Origin of the sequence: Metapseudomonas cellulosilytica, assembly GCF_049334135.1 — a bacterium.
Lineage (GTDB): Bacteria > Pseudomonadota > Gammaproteobacteria > Pseudomonadales > Pseudomonadaceae > Metapseudomonas.
In genome coordinates, this window is record NZ_JBHZGN010000030.1 from 1 (window position 1) to 22,970 (window position 22,970).

The following is a 22,970-nucleotide window of genomic DNA, read 5'->3' on the forward strand; positions in this document are numbered from 1 at the left end:
CCCATGACCCTGGCAAAAACTCCCCTGCATTCCCTGCACCTCGAACTCGGCGCGCGCATGGTGCCCTTCGCCGGCTATGCCATGCCGGTGCAATACCCCCTCGGCGTGCTCAAGGAGCACCTGCACACCCGCGAGCAGGCCGGCCTGTTCGACGTCTCGCACATGGGCCAGATCCGCCTGCGTGGCGAACACGCCGCCCGCGCCCTGGAAAGCCTGGTGCCGGTGGACATCCTCGACCTGCCGCTGGGCCTGCAACGCTACGCGCTGTTCACCGACGACAACGGCGGCATCCTCGACGACCTGATGGTCGCCCGCCTGGCCGACGACGAACTGTTCCTGGTGGTCAACGCCGCCTGCAAGGAGCAGGACCTGGCCCACCTGCGGGCGAAGATCGGCGAGCAGTGCGCCATCGAATCGCTGTTCGACTCCCGCGCCCTGCTGGCCCTGCAGGGGCCGGCGGCGGCCGCCGTGCTCGGCCGCCTGGCGCCGGAGGTGCAGACCATGACCTTCATGCAGTTCCGCGCCGTGCGCCTCGATGGCATCGACTGCTACGTCAGCCGCTCCGGCTACACCGGCGAGGACGGTTACGAGATCTCGGTGCCGGTCGCGCAGGCCGACGCCCTGGCCCGCCGCCTGCTGGCCGAGGCGGAAGTCCAGCCGATCGGCCTCGGCGCCCGCGACTCGCTGCGCCTGGAGGCCGGCCTGTGCCTCTATGGCCACGACATGAGCACGGCGACCACGCCGATCGAGGCCAGCCTGACCTGGGCCATTTCCAAGGCGCGCCGCGCCGAGGGCGTGCGCGCCGGCAACTTCCCTGGCGCCGGCCAGGTCTTCGCCCAGCAGCGTGAAGGCGTGGCTGAGAAGCGCGTCGGCCTGCTGCCCCAGGAGCGTGTTCCGGTGCGCGAAGGCGCCGAGATCGTCGACGCCGATGGCGCGGTGATCGGCCGCGTCACCAGCGGCGGCTTCGGCCCCAGCCTGGGCGGCCCGGTGGCCATGGGCTACGTAGCCGCCAGCCATGCCGCCCTGGACAGCGAGGTCTGGGCCCTGGTGCGCGGCAAGCGCGTCGCCATGAAAGTCGCCAAGACCCCCTTCGTGCCGCAGCGCTACTACCGCGGCTGATACAGAGTCCCTCGACTGCCCCGCCACGGCGGGGCCTTCAAAGGGTGGAGGCGCGAGCCTTCGCCCTTTTTCTTTGCCCGAGCCTCAACGGTAGGGTGCGCCGTGCGCACCAATGGCACCGCGCGGGATGTCCGTGCGCACAGCGCACCCTACGGCGGGGCTTTCCGGACATAAACCCACGCTGAAGAAACGACGCTAACCACCTGAAAAACAAAAACCTTCAGCCTTAACCATCACGACACAATCCCGTCATCAATCGGTCATCCGCCGAAGGCAGATTCTCTGCTCAACTTTCCTGGGGAGGATCTCCGATGAACGACAAGAAGAACCTGATCAAGCCACTGGCCGCCACCCTGCTGGCCGCCGCCCTCAGTGCCTGCAGCATGCAGGCGCCGGCCCCGGCCAAGCCGGTGGCCCTGGATAACGAAGACTGGTACCAGATCCGCACCGAGAAGGACCTGTTCGTCTTCGACGACTACGCCACCTACCGTGAATTCGTGAAGAGCGGCACCGCGCCGATCAAGCAGAGCACCGGCAAGCAGGATGGCTTCGGCCGCAATATCGTCCTGGTACTCAAGGCCGCCGACCAGGGCAAGAACCCCGACACCCTGTCCGCCAAGCGTTTCCTGGATGTCAGCCTGCCGCCGGCCCTGCCCTTCTACGGCGAGCTGCGCGATGAAGAAGGCATCATCTATGTGTTCAGCCGCTACGGCGACATGATCGACATGCAAAAGATCGGCGAACCGACCTTCAGCTACGTCGACATCGGCGGTGGCCCGGAAGGCCAGCGCGTGGTCTACGTCCTGACCAAGGAAGAGCCCAAGCCGGTTCAGCAGATCGCCCTGTTCCATTCGAAGTACCAGTAATCCCCTGACGCGGCCGGAGTTCCCCCTCTTCCCCGGCCGCTTCCACCCCGCCCGAACCGCTCTACCGCCTGCCCTCCAATCGCCGCCGCCCGTCTTCGGGACACATCCTGAAACATTCGGCGCCACGCCTAGAGCCAGAAGCCACTGGCCATCAGCAACGGCGAATTATTGTCATTCAGCCAATTGCGCGCCCCAAGTGCGCGGTCTTTAGTCGTTTTATTGGCGCTTTGACCGCGCGAGCCGCTTTTTTGGCGGTCAGCGCCTTCGTGCAAACGGATGGGGAAGTACGAGCCCTGGAGCACTGCATCCATGGCGGGCCGTTCGCGCGAATTCGTTGTGGGGAGGTGGAGTACATCCATGAAAGACAAGAACTCGCGACAACCGAAAAACAACAAGAACAGGTTCGCGGACGAAACCCGGCGCGACTTCCTCAAGCTCTCCGCTGCCGCGGTGGCTACGCCCGCCCTGCTACGCGCGCCGGCGACCGAGGCGGCCGCACCGATCTTGCCGCCCAGCCCGGCCACCACACCCTGGGTGATGGAACTGCCCAACCAGATCGTTCCCGCCGCCGCCGTCCCGAACCTGGCACCGGCGCCAACCGAGTACGCCAACCTCGCCGGTGGCGAGGCCGGACGCAACCCGCACCAGCGCTGGGCGCAGTTCAGGCCGAGTGCGGAGTACTACGAACTGCGCGCCCAGGAGCGTGAATGGCAGTTCAACCCGGCCTTTCCGAAGCAGAAGGTCTGGACCTATAGAGCTGCCAACACGCCGGACAAGGAATTCAGCGCCACGGTGATGGCCCGCTATGGCAAGCCGATGATCTGCCGTATCCATAACGAGCTGCCGTCCAACCATACCGGCTTCGGTACACCGGAAATTTCCACCCACCTGCACAACCTGCACTGTGGTTCGGAGAGCGACGGTTTCCCGGGCGACTACTACAGCGCGACCAAGGCCGGCCCTACCCTGACCGCCTCAGGCAGGTTCAAGGACCACCTCTATCCCAACGTCTACGCCGGCTTCGAAAACCTGCAGGACAGCATCGGCGACTACCGGGAGGCCCTGGGCACGCTGTTCTATCACGACCACACGCTGGACTTCACAGCGCCCAACCTCTATCGGGGCCTGGTCGGCTTCTACCTGCTCTATGACCACTTGGACTCGGGCAACGAGGCCGATGCGACGCCAGGTGCGCTGCGCCTGCCGAGCCATCCCTACGACTACCCACTGATGTTCGCCGACCGCCGTTTCGATGCCGGCGGCAAGCTCTACTTTGACGAAATCAATCCCGAAGGCGTACTGGGCGACAAGGTGCTGGTCAACGGCATGATCGAACCGGTGCTCAAAGTGGCCGCGCGGCGCTACCGCTTCCGCCTGCTGAATACTGGGCCGAGCCGGTTCTACGCCATCTCGCTGGTGAACGCGGGCGACCTGAAGCAGAACTTCACCTACATCGGCAACGACGGCAACCTGCTGCCCAAGCCGCTGCTCAACCAGCAGACCGTAACCCTGGGCGTGGCCGAGCGCGCCGACATAGTGGTCGACTTCTCCAGGTACCCGGTGGGCACCACTCTCTACCTGGTCAACCGCATGCGCCAGGAAGAGACCCGCGGACCCAAGGACATCCGGGATACCGGCGTGCGCGTGCTGAAGATAGTGGTGGATCGCTGGCCGAGCGCCCAGGACCTCAGCCAGGTGCCGGCCAACCTGCGCCCCTTGCCGCCGCTGGACCCCTACGAGGTGGCCAACGCGCCGGTGCGCACCTTCGTCTTCGAGCGCTCCAACAACATGTGGGCGATCAATGGCCAGTTCGTCAATGTCACTGCACCGCGCTTCAAGGTGCCCAAGGGGCGTGGCGAGATCTGGGAGCTGGTGAACATCGACAACGGCTGGTCGCACCCCATCCATATCCACTTCGAGGAAGGCCGCATCATCGCGCGCATCAAGAACGGCGTCTCGCAGCCCATCCCCGCCCACGAGCAGGGGCGCAAGGATGTCTACGTGATCAACAGGGCCGAAACCATCCGCATCTTCATCCGCTTCAGGGACTACGTCGGCAAGTACGTGATGCACTGCCACAACCTGATCCACGAAGACCACGCGATGATGCTGCGCTTCGACATCGAGTAGCGGCAGGAGGCACCAATCCATGAACACTCGCAGAAAGCTGATTGGCGGGCTGGGCGCCGGCGTACTCGGGCTCGCCGCCCTGGGCGCCCTGGGTGCCGCCGCGGAACGCCGGCCGACACCCCGCACGGGCGCGGCCAGGTTCCCCAACCCCACCCTGCTCACCCACGAGGGAAGGAAGGTCGCGTTCTACGACGACCTGATACGCGGCAAGGTGGTGGTGCTCAACATGATGTACGCCAGTTGCGGCCGGAACTGCCCGACCGCCACCGCGAACCTGCGCAAGGTCCAGCAGATGCTGGGCGAACGCCTGGGGCGGGACGTCTTCATGTACTCCCTGACCCTGCAACCCGAACTGGACCAGCCGCGCCACCTGCGGGAGTACGTCGACAAGTTCGGCATCGGCCCCGGCTGGCAGTACCTGACCGGAGACCCGCAGGATATGCTCGACCTGCGCTATGCCCTGGGCTTTTATGACGTGGACCCATTGGTGGACGGCAACCAGTTGACCCATACCGGCATGGTGCGGATCGGTAACGAAGCGACCAGTCGCTGGACCATGGCGCCCTCGCTGACCGACCCGGAGCACATACTCTCGGCCATCAATCACGTCGACCATCGCGTCGAACTTACCGGCTGGGCCATCCAGCAGCAGTCCTGAACCACCCAGGCGCCTCCGGGCACACCCCGGAGGCCGCCTGGTGTATGATGCGCGCCTCCGGCCCAGCCTCGGGCCAAGCCTCAACGCAGCAGAACACCATGACCAGCCAAGACATCGACCAGGCCGACGCCCAGTCCCAGGAAACGCCGGCCACCGAAGCCGTTCCAGCCAAGCCGAAGAAGCAGAACGTCCCGTGGTACCAGACCCTCAAGGGTCACGACCGCGGCCAGCGCCCCGGTCCGCATCCGCGTGGCTCCCGTCGCTCCATGGGCAAGCGCTGATCCTCGCACTCGTGTAGAAGGCGAACCTCTTCGCCAGCCGGGCCTCAGGCCCGGCCTGCCACAACACCCTCCCGCACCTGCTACGCCTTTTCCCGTCTTCTCCAGGACACCCCCAGCGCATCGATGATTGGCCGGCCCGCCGCTCTGGAACGGGCCTTTCGTGCCACACAGGTCAGATGTGTATGAAGTTTGTCCGCCTTGTAATCGAATAATTCGATTATACATTCCCATGCAAAAGGCCTTTCAGCCCTATGCAAAAGCGCCTTTAAGTTCACTATAACGTGTTGTTTTTTATAGGACTAAAACAACTATCAATGGCGTCGATGGCAACCATCACTCAGGATCACTTCATCATCGAAATCACATCAGTAACATGGGCCCCGTAGACGAATTTCACCCCCCTCACCGAGGTGCCCAACATGAAAAAGCAAATCCTTGCCAGCCTGTTCATCGCCAGCCTGTCCGCCACCGCTTTTGCCCTGCCCCAGGGTGCCGTCGTCGCTGAGGGTGGTTCCGATCGCACCCAGAGCGTCCGTGTGGCTGAAAGTGGTGCCGAGCGCTCCGAGTCCCTGCGGGTTGCCGAAGGTGGTTCCGACCGCACCAAAGGCTTCGATGTGGCTGAAAACGGTTCCGATCGCACCAACGCCTTCCGCGTCGCTGAAGGTGGCTCCGATCGCACCAAGGGCTTCGATGTGGCCGAAAGCGGTTCCGACCGCACCAATGCCTTCCGCGTCGCCGAAGGTGGCTCCGATCGCACCAAGGGCTTCGACGTGGCTGAAAGCGGTTCCGACCGCACCAATGCCTTCCGCGTAGCCGAAGGTGGTGCCGACCGCAGCGGTGCCAACCGCATCAGCTGATCCCGGAGCCGTTCAGAGGCAGGCAATCACGATGTATGCAAACCCTCGAAAGGCAGAAGGCGCCACCTGTGGCGCCTTCAGTCTTTTTGGGGAAGGAAACCTGTAGGGGCGAATTTATTCGCCAAGCAGGCCGCAGGTCTGCCCAGGAGTCTTGCAGGGGGCAGCTGCGCCGCCCTTGGCGAATGAATTCGCCCCTACAGGCCTAATCGGCCACGCAAGCCTCGAACGCCGCCTGCAATGCAGCCCCATCAATGGACCCACGCCTGCCGATGAAAATCAGTTGGGTATGGGGCTCCCCCTCCCAGACCTCTTCCGGCTTGATCTCACTGCGGCTGCCCACCAGATGGAGGATGCAGCGCTTGCCTTGCGCTTCGGCGATCTGGCACACGCCCTTGGCGCGATAGATGTCGGTGGGCAACGTGGACAACGCTTGGCGCAGGGCCTTGAGGGATAGCGGACGATCGCTGGAAAAGCTCCAGGTATCGAAGATCGCCGCGTGGTCTTCCTGTGCAGTGGCCAGCACCGGAGCCTGCACAGCAGCAGCCGGACGGAAGCTCCAGCCACCCGTGAAGCGCCCGACGCCCAGCACCAGTTCCAGCGGCACCTCGCCGTACTCGCACTCCAGCAGCCTGGCGTTAGGGTAGAACCAGCGTGCCTTGAGGGCGTCGAGCTGTTCCCGATCGACCCGGTCCACCTTGTTCAGCACGATGATGTCCGCCACATCCAGCTGCTCCATGGCCAGCTGCGCCATTTCCCCTTCCAGCGTTTCGAACTGCTCGGCATCCACCACCGTGAGGATGCTGTCGATGGCCAGCGCCTCGCGGAATTGCGGGTAACGCAGGGTGTTGGCGATCTTGCTCGGGTTGGATACGCCGCTGGCCTCGATGACGATGTATTCGGGGCGGTTCTGGCGGTCGTCCAGCAAGCGGCCGAGCTGCTCGATCAGGTCGCTCTCCACGGTGCAGCAGATGCAGCCGTTGGCCAGGCTGACGGTGGTCTGGGTCTGGCTGACGATCAGCTGACTGTCGATGTTGATGGCGCCGAAGTCATTGACCATCACCGCCATGCGCAGGCCGTGGTCGCTGGCGAGGATGCGGTTCAGCAAGGTGGTCTTGCCAGCACCGAGGAATCCGGACACCAGGGTCACGGGTATGGGTTCGTGTCTGCTCATGATCCAGCCTCCTGCCCCGGGTTCCTCAGAGAATCTCCGGCAGTTCGCCCTGCCAGGTGGCGGCATGGGTCGTGTCGGCGAATTCGCCATGACGGTCCCAGGTCACCTCGCCTTCCAGCAAGGTCAGCTGCACCTGGGTGTTGTGGATGTTGCCCTTGGGCGCCACCTCGAACAGGTTGCGGTCCAGCACGATCAGGTCGGCAGACTTGCCCACTTCGATGGAACCGGCCTTGTCCTCGATGCCCATGCACCAGGCACCGTTGAGGGTCATCACGCGGATGGCCTGTTCCAGGCTGATGGGTTCGCCGTAGAAACGTCCTTCCTCCTCGCAGTAGGGATTCTCGCGGGTGACCATGGCCTCGAAACCGATCCAGGGGTTGATGCTGGACACCGGCCAGTCGGTGCCCATCACCGCCACGCCGCCGTGTTCCAGCACGCCCTTGAAGTTGTAGGCGCGCTGCATGCGGTCTTCGCCGAACACCGCGCGGGCATAGGCGAAGGAAGACGGGAACCAGCCCACCGGGGAGAACTCGGCGGTGACGTTCAGCTCGGCGAAGCGCGGCAGGTTGGCGTCGAGCAAGGTGGTGCTGTGGGCGCACTGGTGGCGTACGCCGCTGTAACCATTGCGCCGGCGGGCCTCGGCCACGGCGTCGAGGAACAGGTCGGAAGCGCCGTCACCGGTGCAGTGGGCGATCACACGGATGCCCCGGCGGTCCATGTCCACCACCATGTCGGTGATGTGTTCCGGGGTCAGGTTCAGATGGCCGCGCCAGGCGCTGTCTCCCGGCCAGGCGCTGGACAGGTAGGACGAACGGGATTCGTGGGTGCCGTCGAAATGGAATTTCACCGCGTTGGCGTTGAGCCGCGCGCTGCGGTAGTAGTGGCGCTCGCCGGCCAGCAGCTCCCAACGCCGCTTCACCGGGAAAATGTCGTCCTGCCAGCTGATGGCGGCTTCCACCCGCACCGACAGCTCGCCGGCCTGGTCGATGGACTTCAGGGCGTTCAGGCGATGCTCGCAGACGTGGACATACTTGGTGCCCACCACGCCGTGACCGCTCTGGAACCAGACGCCTTCGCGGTAGGCGCGCTTGAGGGCGTGCTGCGGGGTGGGCGGCATGGCGGCGTGGATCATGGCGTACGCCCCGTCCACCAGGATGCCGGTGGGCTCGCCCGTCACGCTGTCGCGCTCGATATAGCCGTGGCGCGGGTCCAGGGTCTCGGCGTCGATGCCGGCCAGCTCCAGCGCTTTGGAGTTGACCATCATGCAGCCCCAGGAACGGTCGAGGATGGCCAGCGGGCGGTCCGGCAGGACGCTGTCCAGCCAGTCGCGATCCGGCACCAGGCCGGCCTGCTTGAAGGTGTAGCGGACGAAGTACTGGCCGTAGACCCAGCCATCGCCCGGGTGGGCGGCGGCGTAGTCGAGGATGGCCTGCTTCACCTGCTCCGGCGTCGGGTCTTCCAATCCCACTTCCAGGTAGCCCGCGTAGCCGGGGGCCAGTTTCAGGTCCGGATGGGTGTGCATGTCGTAAAGGCCGGGCATGGCGAAACGGCCCTGGAGATCCAGCACCTGGGTGCGTTCACCAATCAGGCTGTCCATCTCGGCGACGGTGCCGACGGCGATGAAGCGGCCGCCACGGATGGCCACGGCTTGCGCCCAGGGATTGGCGGCATCCACGGTGTAGATGCGGCCGTTGGTCAGCACCAGGTCGGCGGCGCCGGCGGGACCTGGGACGTTGCTGGAGCGGTAGTCGGTGGGGTTACCCATGGCAGTGACACCTTTTTCGAAAGCACGCGGGCTTGCCGCCCGTTCTGGGAAAGTCGTTCTGGAGTTCGATACGGCGGGCCGGACGGCCCGCGCGTGATCATTCGTCGTCGCGGGCGGGAATCCACCACTCCTCGCCACGCACGGTGCGGATGTATTCCGGCCAGCGGTAGCGATGGGGCGCCTGGAAGTCCTTCGGCAGCAGCGGTGCCTGCCAGTGCGTACCGCCGATGCCGCCGCCGGTGCGCTCGACGAACTCGGCGCGGGCGGCCGCCAGCAGGTCCGGGCGGGTGAGCAGGTCCACCAGGGTGGCGGCGATGGTCTTGGCCGCCACCTGGATCATCGGGTCGATGGTCTGGCGGATGCCGCCGAGAGCGTTGGCGACCCAATCCGGGTAGGTGTAGCCGGCCGGCGCCGAGAGCATCGGCCGCGCCACCAGCAGGCGCACGGTGGGGCAATGCCAGGTGTATTCCGGGTAGTCGTCGGAGGTCAGGTGTTTCTGCCAGGCCGGCATCTGCAGGCGCAGCTGGCGTTCGCACTCCTGGGGTTCGATCAGCTCTTCGGTGGCTGGCAGGAAAGGCTTCTCCATGGGTTCCAGCCCCAGGTTGGCCTGGATTTCCTGGGCGATCTCGATGGCCTCATTGCCCCAGCGCGGCGCGCCGACGGCCGCCAGGTTGTCGTAGGTGGCCTGGGCCATCACATGGTTGGGCAGGCCGCCCCGGGACTTGCACACCCAGGTCTTCTTCCACTGGCAGCCGGTGGCCAGCGCGGCGGCGGCGGCGTTGTTGTCCATCACCTGGGCGATGGTCTCGGCCTGCTCGATGGAATCGCAGCGCAGCAGGTACTGGATCTGCGAAATGTGCGGCGGCAGGTTGTCGGCCGTCGCCTGGCCAGCGGTGAGGATGGCTTCGTTGTAGCTCCACAGGCCGGTGAAGGGCAGCGTGGAACGGCGCAGGCTCTCGTTCAGGGTATAGAAGTGCACCAGCGCATCATTGGCGCCAGGAGCCCGTGCCGCCAGGTGGTTCTGCGGGATGGGGCTGTACTTGTCCGCGGCGATCCAGTTCTGCGGCTCATCGCAGGTGAAGGTGTAGATGTAGGCGTAGGCGATGCCGCAGTGGGTGTCCCAGGTGGTGGTGTTGTTCAGCGGCAGCATGTAGGTGGGGTGGAAGCTGATGGCAGCGTCGAGCTCGTCGTAGTACCCCTTGGCGGCATGCACCGGCTTGGAGGCGCGGAGCTTTTCCGCCGGTTCGCCGAAGAATTTCAGGGTGCCCTGGATGCCGTGTTCGAGCATCGCCGCCTTGGCCGCCAGCAGACCGCCGAGGGCGCTGATGCCCAGTGCCGAATGCGGGTCGGTATGGCCAGGAGCGAATCGCGACAGGCCCTCGCGCGGCATCTTGCGGGTCGCCGCCGCCTGGCAGTTGCCGGGCACCGCGTCGTATTCGCCATAAGTCGCCAGCACCGGCCCTTCGCCGTTCCTGAAGGTGGCGCAGAAGGCCGTCGGCATCCCGCCGCTGCCTTCCTCCACCTCGAAGCCTTCCTTGCGCAGCAACTCGACGTACCAGGCGCAGGACTTGTACTCGCGGAAGGCCGGCTCGGCGTAGTGCCAGATCACCTGGTGCCAGTCCGACAGGGTCTTGTGCTGCTGCGCCACCCAGTCCAGGGCGAATTGCTTGGGCTCGTGCATGAACGGATTCCTTGTGATGTGACGACTCCGGTCCACGCAGAGGGGCCAGGAGTGGACTGGCCCTAGTATTGTTGAGTCGAGCGATACAACAATCGATTTATTTCGCCACTAATGTTTAGATATTTTCACCTCACACCCGCCCGGAGCGACCATGCGTTTTCCCTCGATGACCGCCCTGCGCGCCCTGGACGCCGTCGCCCGGTTGGGTAGCGTGTCCGCCGCCGCCCAGGAACTGAATCTCACCCGTAGCGCCATCAGCCACCAGATCAGCAGCCTCGAGGAGAACCTGGGCTTCGTCCTGACCGAGCGAATCGGCCGTGGCATCGGCCTCACCTACCGGGGCGAGCGCTATGCCCGCGAGGTGCACCGCATCCTCACCAACCTGGAAGAGGCCAGCCGCCGCCTGGACGACCAGGAGATTTCCGGTCGCCTGTGCGTCAGCTGCAACCCGGGTTTCGCCACCTACTGGCTGTGCCACCACATCGGCGCTTTCTTGCGGGAATACCCGCAGATCCAGTTGCAGCTGATCTCACCGCGAACACCAGACGATGTCAGCAACGCCAACGTCGACCTGTTCATCGCCTACGGCATTGGCGACTGGCCCGACCTGACGGTGGAGCAGATTGTCCCCCTGCGTTACTTCCCGGTGTGCAGCCCGCGCCTGATCAACGCCCTGGGCGGGCTGAAGAGTCCCCAGGAACTGGCCGGCTTCCCCCTGTTGCACATGACCGACTACAGCGACTGGCGGGTCTGGCTCGCCGCCGCCGGCGCCGGCGCTTCGAACCTGGACGTCGCCAGCGGCATCGTCTTCTCCGATGCCCACTGCGCGCAGTCCGCCTGCATCGCCGCCCAGGGCGTGGCCATGGGCGACAACCTGATCAGCGGCGATGCCCTGGCCCGCGGCCTGCTGGTGCGCCCCTTCGAGATCATCATCGACTCCCACCGCGGCTACTACCTGGTGGCCGACCCGCAGAAGGCCGAACGGCCCGCCGTGCAGGCCTTCAGCAACTGGGTGAAGACCCAGCTGCAGGCCTCGACCCAGCTCTGGCATGAGCAGCGCTAGAGGTACGCGGCCATCCTACGGTCCTCAATTTCCCCGCCGCGCCCTGGCCTGAATGTCCAAAAAAACTAAACATTAGTGGTGAAATAATTCCATTGATGTAGCGCTGCCTTTGACAATAATGGCCAAAACGCCCATTCCGGGACTTTCCCGCAGTCCTTGCACAACAAGGGGAGTAACCAGCGTGCCCAGCAGTCAGGCCATCCAGCTCAGCGCCCAGGGGATCAGGAAGCAGTACGGACATTTCACCGCCCTGGACGGCATCGACCTGGACATCCGCCAGGGTGAGTTCCTCACCCTCCTCGGCCCGTCGGGCTCGGGCAAGACCACCTTGCTGATGATCCTTGCCGGCTTCCTCGAAGCCACCGCCGGCCAGTTGATGGAAAACGGTGTCGACATCAGCCGGCGCCCAGCCGAGAAACGCAACTTCGGCATGGTGTTCCAGGGTTACGCGCTGTTCCCGCACATGAGCGTGGCGGACAATGTCGCCTATCCCCTGCGCATCCGCGGCGTGAAGGCCGAGGAACGCCAGCGCCGGGTCAAGCACATCCTCGAAGTGGTGGGCCTTGGCGCCCATATGAAGAAGAAGCCGGCGGAGCTCTCCGGCGGCCAGCAGCAGCGTGTCGCCATCGCTCGCGCCCTGGTGTTCGAGCCGGACCTGCTGCTGCTCGACGAACCCCTCTCGGCGCTGGACAAGAACCTGCGCGAACAACTCCAGGCAGAGCTGCAGCGCATCCACCGGCAGGTGGGCACCAGCTTCGTCTTCGTCACCCACGACCAGGGCGAAGCCCTGGCGCTGTCCACCCGCATCGCCATCTTCAACCAGGGCCGCCTGGCCCAGGTCGACAGCCCGGAAGACATCTACGACAAGCCCAACAGCCGGTTCGTCGCCGAATTCCTCGGCAAGATGAACCTCTTCCCCCTGGCCGACGTGACCCGCAATGGCAGCCATGCCAGCGGCCGCTGCGGCGACAACCAGCTGCACGCCGCCGCACCGCAAGCCCTGGGCAGCCAGCCGCTGCTGCTGGCGGTTCGCCCGGAGCACATGGACCTGCACACCGAGCGCCCCGAGTTCAACGGCCACAACGTCGTCGCCGCGCACCTCACGGAAAAGGTCTACCAGGGCGCCAGCACCCACCTGGCGCTGAAGCTCGGCCTGGACGCGCCCGCCATCAACCTGGCGGTGCCCGGCAACCACCCGGGCGCCCAGCTCGCCAGCGGCACGCCAGTGTGGCTGAGCTGGCCGGTGCAACGCAGCTTCCTGCTCGAAGCTTGAGCCCGCGTTCGCCTTCCACTGCGTTTCCCTACAACAACAATCGGCAGCCCCCAATCCGTGATCGGGCCTGCCACGCGAGGACTTGCCCAATGAGCCAGGAACATCAAAGCGACTGCATCGAAATCCTCATCGAGAAGGCCCGTGGCGGGCAGATCAACCGCCGCACCTTCATCCAGGCCATGGGCCTGCTGGCGGCCGCGCCGCTCGCCATGCGCAGTGGCATCAGCTGGGCGGCCGACAGCAAGCCGCTGGTGGTGGTGAACTGGGGTGGCGACGCCCTCGACGCCTTCCGCCGTGCCTGGACCGACAGCTTCAGCCAGAGCACCGGCATCCAGGTGCGCATCGACGGCGCCGGCCCCACCGAAGGCGCCATCCGCTCGCAGCTGGCCAGCGGCAAGCCGAGCTGGGACGTGGTCGACGTGGACAGCTACAGCGCCATGACCCTCGGCCGCGACAAGATCCTCCAGCCGCTGGACTACGGCATCATCCAGCGCGGCCAGGTGGCATCGGGGCTGGCGCACGACTACGGCATCGCCGGCTACCTGTTCAGCTATGTGATGGCCTGGGACAGCGAGCAGTTCGGTGACCAGGGCCCCTCGAGCTGGGCGGACTTCTGGAACGTCGAGAAATTCCCCGGCAAGCGCACCCTCTACAAGTGGATGAACGGCATGCTGGAAGCCGCGCTGCTGGCAGACGGCGTGCCCGCCGACCAGCTCTACCCGCTGGATGTGGCGCGTGCCCTGCGCAAGATCGACGAGATCAAGCCGCACGTCCTGTCCTTCTGGAGCTCGGGTGCGGAAAGCCAGCAGCTGATGATCGAGGGAGAAGTCTCGATGGGCGCCATCTGGAGCACCCGCGCCAAGCTGCTCGCCGAAGACAGCGAAGGCCGCATCCGCTGGGGCTACGACAACGCCTTCCTCAACGCCAGCAGCTGGGCGGTGCTCAACGGCAACCCGGCCGGCGGCCAGGAAGCGATGCGCTTCATCCAGCACGCGCTGCAGCCCGAGGGCCAGCTCAAGCTGTTCGAACTGCTGGGTAACGGCCCTTCCAACGGTGCCACCCAGAAGCTGATGACGGCGGAGCAACGCGAGGCCGATTGCGCGTCGGAAGAAAACTTCAAGAAGCAGATCTTCCTCAACACCGAGTGGTACGCAGACAACTACGCCACCACCCTGGAACAGTACCTGACCCACCTTTCCAAGTGAGCCGACGCCCATGAGCACCACCCACTCCGCCAACCTGGAGCGCAGCCTGCTGCTGATCCCCCTGCCCCTGCTGCTGGTGGTCTTCTACCTGCTGCCGTTCCTCGGCGTGGTGGGCTGGAGCTTCACCCTGCCGGAGCCCGGCATCGAGCAGTACCAGCGCATCGCCACCGACCCGGCGATCCACGACATGCTCTGGCGCACCCTGCGCCTGTGCCTCACGGTCAGCAGCCTGGCGCTGGTCATCGGCTACCTGCTGGCCTACTGCTGGATATTCAGCCCGCCGTTCTGGCAACGCATGGTGGAGATCTGCATCTTCATCCCGTTCTGGATCTCGGTGCTGGTGCGGGCCTTCGGCTGGCTGATCGCCCTGCGCAGCAATGGCGTGCTGAACGGCGGGCTGATGGGCCTGGGCCTGATCGACTCGCCGTTGCAGCTGACCCGCAACGAAACGGGCGTGGTCATCGGCATGCTCCATTTCATGGTGCCCTACGCCCTGTTCCCGCTGCTCTCCAGCATGCGCCAGCTCGACCAGCGCGTGCTGCTGGCCTCCCGTGGTCTCGGCGCCGGCGCACTGCGCACCTTCTGGCAGGTGCTGCTGCCGCAGACCGTGCCGGGCCTGCTGGGCGCCTTCATCATGGTCTTCGTGTTCTGCCTGGGCTTCTTCATCACCCCGGTGCTGCTGGGCGGCGGGCAGACCGTGATGATCGCCGAGTACGTCTTCCTGCAGATGTTCCAGACCAGCAACTGGGGCCTGGGCGCCGCCCTCAGCGTGGTCCTGCTGGCCCTGGTCAGCGCGCTGATCTGGCTGCTGCTGCGCATAACCCGTGTCAACCGACTGGTGGGCTGATCGATCATGAATACACACCGTACCGGCCTTTCCACCCGACTGCTGGCCACGGTCGCCATGGCCTTCATGCTGTTCCCGCTGCTGACGGTCATCCCGGTGTCCTTCACCGGCAAGCGCTACCTGTCGATGCCCAACGGCAACTGGTCGCTGCGCCACTACGAGGCCCTGCTGGGCAACCCGGAATGGATGGCCAGCATCCTCCAGAGCCTGGGCATCGCTTTTGCCACCAGCATCATCGCCACTGCCCTGGCGGTGAGCTTCAGCCTCGGCATCTGGTACCTGCGTTCGCGCCTGGCCACCCTGCTGATCGGCCTGGTGCTGCTGCCCATGGCGATCCCGCCGGTGATCTCGGCCCTGGTGCTCTACTTCATGGAGACCAACCTCGGCCGCATCGCCCCCGGCTTCGGCTACGACACCATTCCCGGCGTGATCATCGCCCACGTGGTGATGGTGGTGCCCTACGGCGTGGTGACCATGCTGGTGGCGCTGAGCCAGATCGACCGGCGCATCGAACTGGCCTCGCGCAACCTCGGAGCCAGCCTGATGCAGACCACCTTCCTGGTGGTGATGCCCAACCTCAAGCTGGGTATCGCCTCCACCGCCCTGCTCAGCTTCGCGTTGTCCTGGGAGGAAGTGGCGGTGACCCTGTTCATCACCAGCGTTGACGTCAACACCCTGCCCCGGCGCATCTGGGGCGGCCTGCGGGACAACGTCGACCCCAGCGTGGCGGCCATCTCGGTGCTGCTGATCGGTATCACCCTGCTGGTGCTCGGTGCACGGTTGCTGCTGCAGTACCTGGCGGCGCGCAGGGCCAGGGAGGCGGCAGAAAGGTTGGCGACTGCGCCGGCCTGATGCGAAAAGCCCGGACGACGTCCGGGCTTTTTTGTTTTGGGATGGCACATTGGGGCAATGAGTCCTGTAGGGGCGAATTCATTCGCCAACCGGACCGGAGGTTCGGCCTCCAGGACATCAGGGGGCAGCTTCGCCGCCCTTGGCGAATGAATTCGCCCCTACAAGGCCTATCGGCCCCTCAGGAGCGGAACGACGGATCGATCCGCTCAAGCCGGCGCAGCTCCGCCTGCCACACCAGGTCCACGCTTTCCAGGTGATAGCGCTCGTTGTTCAGCTGGCGCGCGGTGAATTCGCAGGCCTCGTGGTCCGGCAACACCAGCGGCCGGCCGGCCTTCATGGCCTCCAGCTGAATCTCGCAGGCCTGGTTCAGGTAGTACATCAGGAAGTAGGCCTCGGCCACACTGCGGCCCACGGTGAGCAGGCCGTGATTGCGCAGGATCATGGCCTTGCTCTGGCCCAGGGCGGCGACGATGCGGCCACGCACTTCCAGGTCCAGTGGTACGCCCTCGTAGTCGTAGTAGGCGAGCCGCTTGTAGAAGGTCATGTTGGTCTGGTTCAGCGGCAGCAGCCCCTCCTCCAGCGCCGCCACGGCCATGCCCGCCATCGTGTGGGTATGCATCACGCAGACCGCGTCGTGGCGGTGCATGTGGATGGCGCTGTGGATGGTGAAGCCCGCGGGGTTCACTTCCGGCGCACTGGGCTCCAGCTTGTTCCCCTCGACATCGATGGGTACCAGGTTGGAGGCAGTGACTTCCTCGGGGCGCAGGCCGTACTGGTTGATCAGGAACGCCGGCTCGTCCCTCGACAGGCGTACCGAGATATGGGTGAAGACCTGGTCGCTCCAGCCATTGAGGTCCAGCAGCCGGTAGGCGGCCGCCAGGTCGGTGCGCAGTTGTTGTTCTGTGGTGTTCATCGGATCTCCCGCAGGCGTGTGAAGTGAGGCGCGAGACTAGGTCCGCTTGTTGGCCGCGGGATATCGATTTATCTTGCCGACACTCATTCCAAAACGTAATGAACCTCCATGCGCCGACACCTGCCCAGCATGATCTCCCTGACCTGCTTCACCGCCTTCGCCCGGCACATGAGCGTGACCCGTGCGGCGGAGGAACTCAGCCTGACCCAGGGCGCCGTGAGCCGGCAGATCAAGAACCTGGAGGAGATGCTTGGCCGGCCCCTGGTGGAAAAGGTTCGCCAGCGCCTGCTGCTGACCGAGGATGGCCAGCGCTACGTGGAAGAAATCAGCCCGCTGCTGGACCAGTTGGAAGCCGCCACCCAGCGGGTCAGCGCCAGGCGATCCGGGCGCCTGCGGGTCGGCGCCGAGCCCTCCCTCACCACTCGCTGGCTGCTGCCGAAGCTGAAGGCCTACGGGCAGTTGCACCCGGAAATCGAGCTGCAGGTGATGAACGACCTGAACCGGCTCTATGGGCAGTTGGAGGGCTTCGACCTGGCCATCCTCTTTGGCGACGGCCACTGGCCGGGCTTCGAGGCACGCCTGCTGATGGGCGGCGAGATGGTCGCCGTCTGCACCCCGGAATTGCTGCAGCGTCACGGCCCACTAGCCGAGCGCCGCGACATCCTGCGCTACCCCCTGCTCCACCACAGCGCCCTCACCGCCCTCGGCAAGTCTTCCACCCAGCTCTGGCTGCTGGACTCGGGACTCTCGCCAAAGGAGATCGACGCCCTGCCCGGCCAGCGCCTGGAGCACTTCCAGTTCGTCCTCGACGCCGCTCTGCACGGGCTGGGGATCACGGTACTGCCGCGCTATTTCGTGGCGCCGGAAGTGGAAGCTGGCCGGCTGGTGGTTGCCAGCACCGAGCCATTGGTGTGCGGGGACTATTACCTGGTGATGCCGGAGGGATGCCGGGACGCCAAGGTCAGGGCGTTTGCGCAGTGGTTGCTCACCGGCGAATAACCTGTAGGGGCGAATTCATTCGCCAAGGGCAGCGCAGCTGCCCCTCCAGGCTCAATGGGCAGACCTTCGGCCTGCTTGGCGAATGAATTCGCCCCTACAAGGAAGGTGCTCTACAGCCTTTTGAGCGCCGTCGACTCCCGCGCCACCAACTCGCTGCCCACATCCACCAGCGCCTCCCAGGACTGTTCGCCACGGATGCGCTGGCAGAGCAGTTCCACCGTGGAGTTGGCCACCCGCTCGGCGGGAATGCGCACGCTGGTCAACGACGGCATCGCCACCCGAGCGATGGGCAGGTCGCCGAAGCCACAGATGCCGAGTTGATCCGGTACGCGAATGCCCAGGCGCTGGCAGGTGAAAAGCGCACCGATGGCCGGCATATCGTTGGTGAAGAAGGCCCCGTCGCAGTCGATCTCCCCTTGGGCGAAGCGCTGGATCACCACCACGCCGTCGTCGATATGGGGCACGGGCGAGGTGTTCAAGCGCAGCGGCTCGATGCCCAGGCCATCCTGCACGGCCTGGCGGAAGCCGGCGAAGCGCAGGTTCTCGCGGTCGTCGTCGTAGCCGAAGAAAGCCGGCTTGCGATAGCCGCACTCCACCAGATGGCGGCCGGCGGCGGCACCGGCGGCCCAATTGGAGAAGCCCACCACCTGCCCCACGGGCTGGCGCGGCACCTCGCCCTCGGGCAGGTCCCAGAGTTCGATCAGCGGGATGTCGGTGGATTGCAGCAGTTCGAGGGTTTCCGGCGAGTGATAGCCGTAGGCGAGGATCAGGCCATCCAGCTGGCGGCCAAGGAAAGCGCGCAGCAGCTTGCCCTCCTCCTCCTGGGAGAATCGGGTTTCACCGATCAGCAGGTGATAGCCGGCCCTGGCCAGGCCCTGCTGGAGGATCTCGATGGTGGTGGCGAGGATCGGGTTGGTGATGGTGGTGATCAGCGCCCCGATGATGCCGCTGCGCCGGGTCACCAGTTGGCTGGCGGCCAGGTTGGGCACATAGCCCAGCTCGCGCACCGCCTGCTCGACCTTCTGCCGGGTCTGCTCCGTGACCATGTCCGGCTTGGACAGGACCCGCGACACCGTCATGCCGGAAACCCCGGCCAGACGGGCGACATCCTGCAGGGTGGGTTTGCTCTTGGTGGACATTCCTGGCCTCTGGCGCCAATCGGGGAGGCGCATTATGGCCTGCGGGGTATGCAACCTGTAGGGGCGATTTCAATCGCCAAGCGAACCGCAGGTTCGCCCCCGGGATCGGCCGGGTCGGCTGCGCCGCCCTTGGCGAATGAATTCGCCCCTACAAGGATGGGTTCGCCTTCACCCATGAGCGAAGGCAACCCCTCGATTACTGCAGGAACTCCGCATGCTCCCACACCTCGATCACCGTCGGGCGGTCGGCCTTGGCGGCGGTCTGCAGCAGCTCGGCCAGGTGCTCCAGGCTTTCGGCCTTCTCGGCGTTGCAGCCGAAGGCACGGGCCAGGCCCTGGAAGTCCGGGGTGTAGATGTCGACGCCGATGGTGGGAATGTCGCGGTTCTTCATATAGCGCTTGATCTCGCCGTAGCCGCTGTTGTTCCACAGCAGCACGATGATCGGCGCGCCGGCCTCCACGGCCGAAGCCAGTTCCGGCAGGGTGAACTGGATGCCGCCGTCGCCGATCAGGGCGATCACCGGGCGCTGCGGTGCGGCCAACTTGGCGCCGATGGCGGCCGGCAGGCCGTAGCCGAGGGTGCCGTAGCCGGTGGCGGAGTTGAACCAGCTGCGCGGGCGCGTGGCCTCGAACAGGTGGTTGCCCGAATACACCGGCTGGGTGGAGTCACCGGCCACGATCAGGTCCGGCAGGGTCTGCTGCAGGGTCTCCAGGACCTTGCGCTGACCGTTCCAGGCTTCCGGCCACTGCGCGTCCAGCTGCTCGCGTACCGCGGCGGCGCGTTGCGAGCCTGCACTTTCGGCGCTGAAGGCGGCGCGCTCGCCCAGGGCATCGGCCAGGGCGGCCATGGCCAGGCGCGCGTCGCTGAGGATCGCCACGTCCGCCGGGTAGTTGCGGTTCAGTTGCTCGGCATCGATGTCCACGCGAATCAGGGTGCTCTCGATGCGGAAATTGCCATCGAACACCACGTCATAGTCGGTCTCGCCCAACTCGGTGCCGATGGCCAGGATCACGTCGGACTCCAGCACCATCTGCCGCACCGGCACCCAGGCCTGGTTGCAGCCGAGGGCCAGCGGGTGCGCCTTGGGCAGCACGCCCTTGGCGTTGATGGTGTAGGCGGTAGGCGCATCCAGGGCTTCCACCAGGCGCTTGGCTTCGGCGCCGGCATCGGCGCAACCGCCACCCAGCAGCACCAGCGGGCGCTTGGCGTTCTTCAGCAGTTCCGCGGCGGCAGCGATGGCGTCGGCGGCCGCAGCCGGACGGCTCGGCAGCGCGCCGAGCTTGCGGCGCACATGGTCGGCCGGCGCGGTGATCACGTCGATCGGGATCTCGATGTGCACGGGGCGCGGACGGGCACCGTTGAACACCGCGAAGGCGCGGGTCAGCACCTCCGGCAGCTCGTCCGGGCGCATCAGGGTGTGGCTGAAGGCGGCGACGCCGGACACCAGGTTGCTCTGGGACGGCAGCTCGTGCAGGCGGCCGCCGCCCATGCCCAGTTGCTCGCGGTTGTTGACACTGGAGATCACCAGCATGGGAATCGAATCGGCATAGGCCTGGCCCATGGCGGTGGTGATGTTGGTCATCCCCGGGCCGGTGATGATGAAGCACACGCCCGGCTTGCCGGAGACGCGGGCATAGCCGTCGGCCATGAAGCCAGCGCCCTGCTCATGGCGCGGGGTGATGTGGCGGATGGCGGTATTGGGCAGGCCGCGATACAGCTCCACGGTGTGCACGCCAGGGATACCGAACACGGTATCCACGCCAAAGCCTTCCAGCAGCTCAACCAGCAGTTCTCCGCAGGTCAACATGGGCAGTCCTCCAAAGGGATGTCGATCAGGAATGGTCGCTACTCTAACACCACCTTGTTAGCGCTAACATCGCTTTTGTCGGATTTGTCTGACCTGCCTTATTGCGAAGGGACGAGCCGGATTGTGGGGGCAACGCCGAGGGGGGCAGCTGCGCTGCCCTTGGCGAATGAATTCGCCCCTACAGAGGAGCATCGCCTGTGCGTAGGGTGGATGTCGCTCTTTACATCCACCAACAGTGCCCGCCGCAGCTCCGATTGGTGGACAAAAAGAGCGTTGTCCACCCTACAAGGACACTGTGCGCTCCGTATCCTTCCCCGAGAGGAGTCAGTGCGTAGGGTGGATGTCGCTCTTTACATCCACCAACAGTGCCCGCCGCAGCTCCGATTGGTGGACAAAAAGAGCGTTGTCCACCCTACAAGGACGCTGTGCGCTCCGTATCCCTCCCCGAGGGGGGCCGTAGGGTGGATGTCGCTCTTTACATCCACCAACGGTGCCCGCCCCAGCTTCGATTGGTGGACAAAAAGAGCGTTGTCCACCCTACAAGGGCGCTGTGCGGCCCGTATCCTTCACCGAGAAGGGGTCAGCCCAGGAACAGCCTGCAAGCCGGGTTGTCGCTCTCGTCCCAGTAGGGATAGCCGATCTCGTCCAGCGCTTCGTGGATCAGGTGGCTCTCATCCTCCGGGACTTCCAGCCCGGCCAGCACGCGACCATCGGCGGCGCCGTGGTTGCGGTAGTGGAACAGGGTGATGTTCCAGCGCCCGCCGAGCTTGTCGAGGAAGTTGAACAAGGCACCGGGGCGCTCGGGGAATTCGAAGCGGAACAGCTTTTCCTCACCGATGTACGCGGCACGGCCGCCGACCATGTGGCGGATGTGCATCTTGGCCATCTCGTTTTCGGTCAGGTCGAGCACCGGGAAGCCCTGGGCCTGCAGGTTCTCCACCAGGGCGGCGCGTGGGTCGGTGAGCGGGTGGGTCTGAACGCCGACGAAGATGTGCGCCTCGTCCCCCGAGTTGTAGCGGTAGTTGAACTCGGTGATCTGGCGTCGCCCCAACGCCTGGCAGAAGGTCTTGAAGGCACCCGGCCGCTCCGGCAGGGTCACCGCGATGATCGCTTCGCGCTTCTCCCCCAGCTCGGCACGCTCGGCCACATGGCGCAGGCGGTCGAAGTTGACGTTGGCGCCGGAATCGATGGCCACCAGGGTCTGCTCGCGCACGCCTTCGCGCTCGACATACTTCTTGATCCCGGCCACGGCCAGGGCGCCGGCCGGCTCGGTGATGGAACGGGTGTCGTCGTAGATGTCCTTGATCGCCGCGCAGATTTCGTCCGCGCTCACCGTCAGCACCTCATCGACGAAGTGCCGGCAGACCTCGAAGTTGTGGGCGCCGATCTGCGCCACGGCGACGCCATCGGCGAACAGTCCCACCTGGCTGAGCACCACCCGTTCGCCCGCCGCGAGGGCGGCCTGCAGGCAGTTTGAGTCCTCCGGCTCGACGCCGATTACCTTCACCTCGGGACGCAGGTACTTCACGTAGGCGGCAATGCCGGCGATCAGGCTGCCACCCCCCACCGGGACGAAGATGGCATCCAGCCTCCCCCCATGCTGGCGAAGGATTTCCATGGCCACGGTGCCCTGGCCGGCGATCACGTCCGGGTCGTCATAGGGCGGTACGAAGGTCAGGTCCTGCTCCTCCGCCAGCGCCAGCGCATGGGCCAGGGCATCGGGGAAGGCGTCGCCATGGAGCACCACCTTGCCGCCGCGGGAACGTACGCCCTGCACTTTCAGTTCCGGCGTGGTGCGCGGCATCACGATGGTGGCCTGCACGCCCAGTTCGCGCGCCGCCAGGGCCAGGCCCTGGGCATGGTTGCCGGCCGAGGCGGCGATCACCCCACGGGCGCGTTCCTCAGCGCTCAGCTGCACCACGCGGTTGTAGGCACCGCGAATCTTGAAGGAGTAGACCGGCTGCAGGTCCTCGCGCTTGAGCAGCACCTGGTTGCCCAGCCGCTCGCTGAGCTGGCGAGCCGGCTGCAGGGGCGTTTCGATGGCGACGTCGTACACCGGGGCGGCGAGGATCTTGCGCACGTAGTGCTTGAGCAGGCCTTCGCGGTCATCCAGAGCGCGTTCGGTCAGCGGGTCGGCGGGTTGGGCGGTGAGAGTGGTCATGCTGGGCTCCTGGTTTCGAATTTCGCGCCCAGGAGACAGAAGGAAGAAACCCGCCTCGAGGGCGGGTTTCTGTTTGGTCGTCGGCTAACCCGCCACTGCTGGAATGGCGGTAATAATCGCGGGGCCGGACAACCAAGGGGATTTAGTCATGGCGGGCAATCTAGAGGGAGCAGGTCCGTCAGG

The 22,970-nt window shown here is 65.5% G+C and carries 20 protein-coding genes; 12 read left to right on the plus strand and 8 right to left on the minus strand.

The genetic code is table 11. The features are described from left to right. The first annotated feature begins 3 nt into the window (after positions 1 to 3). On the plus strand, positions 4 to 1,119 hold the full coding sequence (gene gcvT, locus ACFW0H_RS26480) for a glycine cleavage system aminomethyltransferase GcvT (RefSeq protein ID WP_422916892.1): 1,116 nt from the start codon (positions 4 to 6) through the stop codon (positions 1,117 to 1,119). Positions 1,120 to 1,430: 311 nt separating this feature from the next. Next, entirely contained in the window at positions 1,431 to 1,985 is a 555-nt protein-coding gene (locus ACFW0H_RS26485; RefSeq protein WP_422916823.1) for a hypothetical protein, read from the plus strand. A 128-nt stretch (positions 1,986 to 2,113) separates the two neighbouring features. Here ACFW0H_RS26485 and ACFW0H_RS26490 read toward each other — a convergent pair whose 3' ends face one another. Further along, a complete protein-coding gene (locus ACFW0H_RS26490; RefSeq protein WP_422916824.1) occupies positions 2,114 to 2,296 on the minus strand; it encodes a hypothetical protein in 183 nt (60 codons plus the stop codon). Positions 2,297 to 2,342: 46 nt separating this feature from the next. Between ACFW0H_RS26490 and ACFW0H_RS26495 the strand changes: the two genes are divergently transcribed. The 4 genes from ACFW0H_RS26495 to ACFW0H_RS26510 all read left to right on the plus strand — a co-directional run bounded on the left by ACFW0H_RS26495 (position 2,343) and on the right by ACFW0H_RS26510 (position 5,911). Next, complete coding sequence (locus ACFW0H_RS26495) at positions 2,343 to 4,115, plus strand: multicopper oxidase family protein (protein WP_422916825.1); 1,773 nt, start codon at positions 2,343 to 2,345, stop codon at positions 4,113 to 4,115. Between the two features lie 19 nt (positions 4,116 to 4,134). Further along, a complete protein-coding gene (locus tag ACFW0H_RS26500; protein ID WP_422916826.1) occupies positions 4,135 to 4,773 on the plus strand; it encodes an SCO family protein in 639 nt (212 codons plus the stop codon). Positions 4,774 to 4,871: 98 nt separating this feature from the next. Beyond that, complete coding sequence (locus ACFW0H_RS26505) at positions 4,872 to 5,054, plus strand: hypothetical protein (protein WP_422916827.1); 183 nt, start codon at positions 4,872 to 4,874, stop codon at positions 5,052 to 5,054. A gap of 419 nt (positions 5,055 to 5,473) precedes the next feature. Further along, on the plus strand, positions 5,474 to 5,911 hold the full coding sequence (locus ACFW0H_RS26510) for a hypothetical protein (protein WP_422912181.1): 438 nt from the start codon (positions 5,474 to 5,476) through the stop codon (positions 5,909 to 5,911). Between the two features lie 202 nt (positions 5,912 to 6,113). Here ACFW0H_RS26510 and ACFW0H_RS26515 read toward each other — a convergent pair whose 3' ends face one another. From ACFW0H_RS26515 to ACFW0H_RS26525, 3 genes are all read right to left on the minus strand, one after another. Further along, positions 6,114 to 7,082: a CobW family GTP-binding protein gene (locus ACFW0H_RS26515; protein ID WP_422916828.1), complete on the minus strand. Its 969-nt coding sequence runs from the start codon at positions 7,080 to 7,082 to the stop codon at positions 6,114 to 6,116. Between the two features lie 25 nt (positions 7,083 to 7,107). Then, the gene (locus tag ACFW0H_RS26520; protein WP_422916829.1) at positions 7,108 to 8,847 is read right to left on the minus strand and encodes an amidohydrolase; all 1,740 of its coding nucleotides are present in this window, start codon (positions 8,845 to 8,847) and stop codon (positions 7,108 to 7,110) included. A gap of 97 nt (positions 8,848 to 8,944) precedes the next feature. Next, positions 8,945 to 10,528 (minus strand): zinc-binding metallopeptidase family protein, encoded by a 1,584-nt coding sequence (locus tag ACFW0H_RS26525; protein WP_422916830.1) that lies wholly within the window; start codon positions 10,526 to 10,528, stop codon positions 8,945 to 8,947. Between the two features lie 151 nt (positions 10,529 to 10,679). Between ACFW0H_RS26525 and ACFW0H_RS26530 the strand changes: the two genes are divergently transcribed. From ACFW0H_RS26530 to ACFW0H_RS26550, 5 genes are all read left to right on the plus strand, one after another. Continuing rightward, entirely contained in the window at positions 10,680 to 11,591 is a 912-nt protein-coding gene (locus ACFW0H_RS26530; protein WP_422916831.1) for a LysR substrate-binding domain-containing protein, read from the plus strand. A gap of 181 nt (positions 11,592 to 11,772) precedes the next feature. Then, a complete protein-coding gene (locus ACFW0H_RS26535; protein WP_422916832.1) occupies positions 11,773 to 12,864 on the plus strand; it encodes an ABC transporter ATP-binding protein in 1,092 nt (363 codons plus the stop codon). Between the two features lie 89 nt (positions 12,865 to 12,953). Continuing rightward, complete coding sequence (locus tag ACFW0H_RS26540; protein WP_422916833.1) at positions 12,954 to 14,069, plus strand: ABC transporter substrate-binding protein; 1,116 nt, start codon at positions 12,954 to 12,956, stop codon at positions 14,067 to 14,069. 10 nt (positions 14,070 to 14,079) lie between these two features. After that, on the plus strand, positions 14,080 to 14,916 hold the full coding sequence (locus ACFW0H_RS26545; RefSeq protein WP_422916834.1) for an ABC transporter permease: 837 nt from the start codon (positions 14,080 to 14,082) through the stop codon (positions 14,914 to 14,916). Positions 14,917 to 14,922: 6 nt separating this feature from the next. Continuing rightward, the gene (locus ACFW0H_RS26550) at positions 14,923 to 15,768 is read left to right on the plus strand and encodes an ABC transporter permease (protein WP_422916835.1); all 846 of its coding nucleotides are present in this window, start codon (positions 14,923 to 14,925) and stop codon (positions 15,766 to 15,768) included. A gap of 178 nt (positions 15,769 to 15,946) precedes the next feature. On the opposite strand, the gene ACFW0H_RS26555 is transcribed toward ACFW0H_RS26550, so the two are convergent. Next, positions 15,947 to 16,681, minus strand: coding sequence for a class II aldolase/adducin family protein (locus tag ACFW0H_RS26555; RefSeq protein ID WP_422916836.1), 735 nt, complete (start codon positions 16,679 to 16,681; stop codon positions 15,947 to 15,949). A 108-nt stretch (positions 16,682 to 16,789) separates the two neighbouring features. On the opposite strand from ACFW0H_RS26555, the gene ACFW0H_RS26560 reads away from it, so the two are divergent. Continuing rightward, on the plus strand, positions 16,790 to 17,680 hold the full coding sequence (locus ACFW0H_RS26560; protein WP_422916837.1) for a LysR substrate-binding domain-containing protein: 891 nt from the start codon (positions 16,790 to 16,792) through the stop codon (positions 17,678 to 17,680). A 110-nt stretch (positions 17,681 to 17,790) separates the two neighbouring features. Here the strand turns inward: ACFW0H_RS26560 and ACFW0H_RS26565 are convergent, their stop codons facing one another. The 3 genes from ACFW0H_RS26565 to ilvA all read right to left on the minus strand — a co-directional run bounded on the left by ACFW0H_RS26565 (position 17,791) and on the right by ilvA (position 22,787). Then, on the minus strand, positions 17,791 to 18,819 hold the full coding sequence (locus ACFW0H_RS26565; protein ID WP_422916838.1) for a LacI family DNA-binding transcriptional regulator: 1,029 nt from the start codon (positions 18,817 to 18,819) through the stop codon (positions 17,791 to 17,793). A gap of 196 nt (positions 18,820 to 19,015) precedes the next feature. Then, positions 19,016 to 20,626 (minus strand): 5-guanidino-2-oxopentanoate decarboxylase, encoded by a 1,611-nt coding sequence (locus tag ACFW0H_RS26570; RefSeq protein ID WP_422916839.1) that lies wholly within the window; start codon positions 20,624 to 20,626, stop codon positions 19,016 to 19,018. A gap of 580 nt (positions 20,627 to 21,206) precedes the next feature. Next, on the minus strand, positions 21,207 to 22,787 hold the full coding sequence (gene ilvA, locus ACFW0H_RS26575; RefSeq protein WP_422916840.1) for a threonine ammonia-lyase, biosynthetic: 1,581 nt from the start codon (positions 22,785 to 22,787) through the stop codon (positions 21,207 to 21,209). Positions 22,788 to 22,970: the final 183 nt, after the last annotated feature.

Bases quoted from the DNA above. Each gene is read 5' to 3' on its own strand.
- gcvT (WP_422916892.1), top strand. From the start codon at position 4: ATGACCCTGGCAAAAACTCCCCTGCATTCCCTGCACCTCGAACTCGGC.
- ACFW0H_RS26485 (WP_422916823.1), top strand. From the start codon at position 1,431: ATGAACGACAAGAAGAACCTGATCAAGCCACTGGCCGCCACCCTGCTG.
- ACFW0H_RS26490 (WP_422916824.1), bottom strand. From the start codon at position 2,296: ATGGATGCAGTGCTCCAGGGCTCGTACTTCCCCATCCGTTTGCACGAA.
- ACFW0H_RS26495 (WP_422916825.1), top strand. From the start codon at position 2,343: ATGAAAGACAAGAACTCGCGACAACCGAAAAACAACAAGAACAGGTTC.
- ACFW0H_RS26500 (WP_422916826.1), top strand. From the start codon at position 4,135: ATGAACACTCGCAGAAAGCTGATTGGCGGGCTGGGCGCCGGCGTACTC.
- ACFW0H_RS26505 (WP_422916827.1), top strand. From the start codon at position 4,872: ATGACCAGCCAAGACATCGACCAGGCCGACGCCCAGTCCCAGGAAACG.
- ACFW0H_RS26510 (WP_422912181.1), top strand. From the start codon at position 5,474: ATGAAAAAGCAAATCCTTGCCAGCCTGTTCATCGCCAGCCTGTCCGCC.
- ACFW0H_RS26515 (WP_422916828.1), bottom strand. From the start codon at position 7,082: ATGAGCAGACACGAACCCATACCCGTGACCCTGGTGTCCGGATTCCTC.
- ACFW0H_RS26520 (WP_422916829.1), bottom strand. From the start codon at position 8,847: ATGGGTAACCCCACCGACTACCGCTCCAGCAACGTCCCAGGTCCCGCC.
- ACFW0H_RS26525 (WP_422916830.1), bottom strand. From the start codon at position 10,528: ATGCACGAGCCCAAGCAATTCGCCCTGGACTGGGTGGCGCAGCAGCAC.
- ACFW0H_RS26530 (WP_422916831.1), top strand. From the start codon at position 10,680: ATGCGTTTTCCCTCGATGACCGCCCTGCGCGCCCTGGACGCCGTCGCC.
- ACFW0H_RS26540 (WP_422916833.1), top strand. From the start codon at position 12,954: ATGAGCCAGGAACATCAAAGCGACTGCATCGAAATCCTCATCGAGAAG.
- ACFW0H_RS26545 (WP_422916834.1), top strand. From the start codon at position 14,080: ATGAGCACCACCCACTCCGCCAACCTGGAGCGCAGCCTGCTGCTGATC.
- ACFW0H_RS26550 (WP_422916835.1), top strand. From the start codon at position 14,923: ATGAATACACACCGTACCGGCCTTTCCACCCGACTGCTGGCCACGGTC.
- ACFW0H_RS26555 (WP_422916836.1), bottom strand. From the start codon at position 16,681: ATGAACACCACAGAACAACAACTGCGCACCGACCTGGCGGCCGCCTAC.
- ACFW0H_RS26560 (WP_422916837.1), top strand. From the start codon at position 16,790: ATGCGCCGACACCTGCCCAGCATGATCTCCCTGACCTGCTTCACCGCC.
- ACFW0H_RS26565 (WP_422916838.1), bottom strand. From the start codon at position 18,819: ATGTCCACCAAGAGCAAACCCACCCTGCAGGATGTCGCCCGTCTGGCC.
- ACFW0H_RS26570 (WP_422916839.1), bottom strand. From the start codon at position 20,626: ATGTTGACCTGCGGAGAACTGCTGGTTGAGCTGCTGGAAGGCTTTGGC.
- ilvA (WP_422916840.1), bottom strand. From the start codon at position 22,787: ATGACCACTCTCACCGCCCAACCCGCCGACCCGCTGACCGAACGCGCT.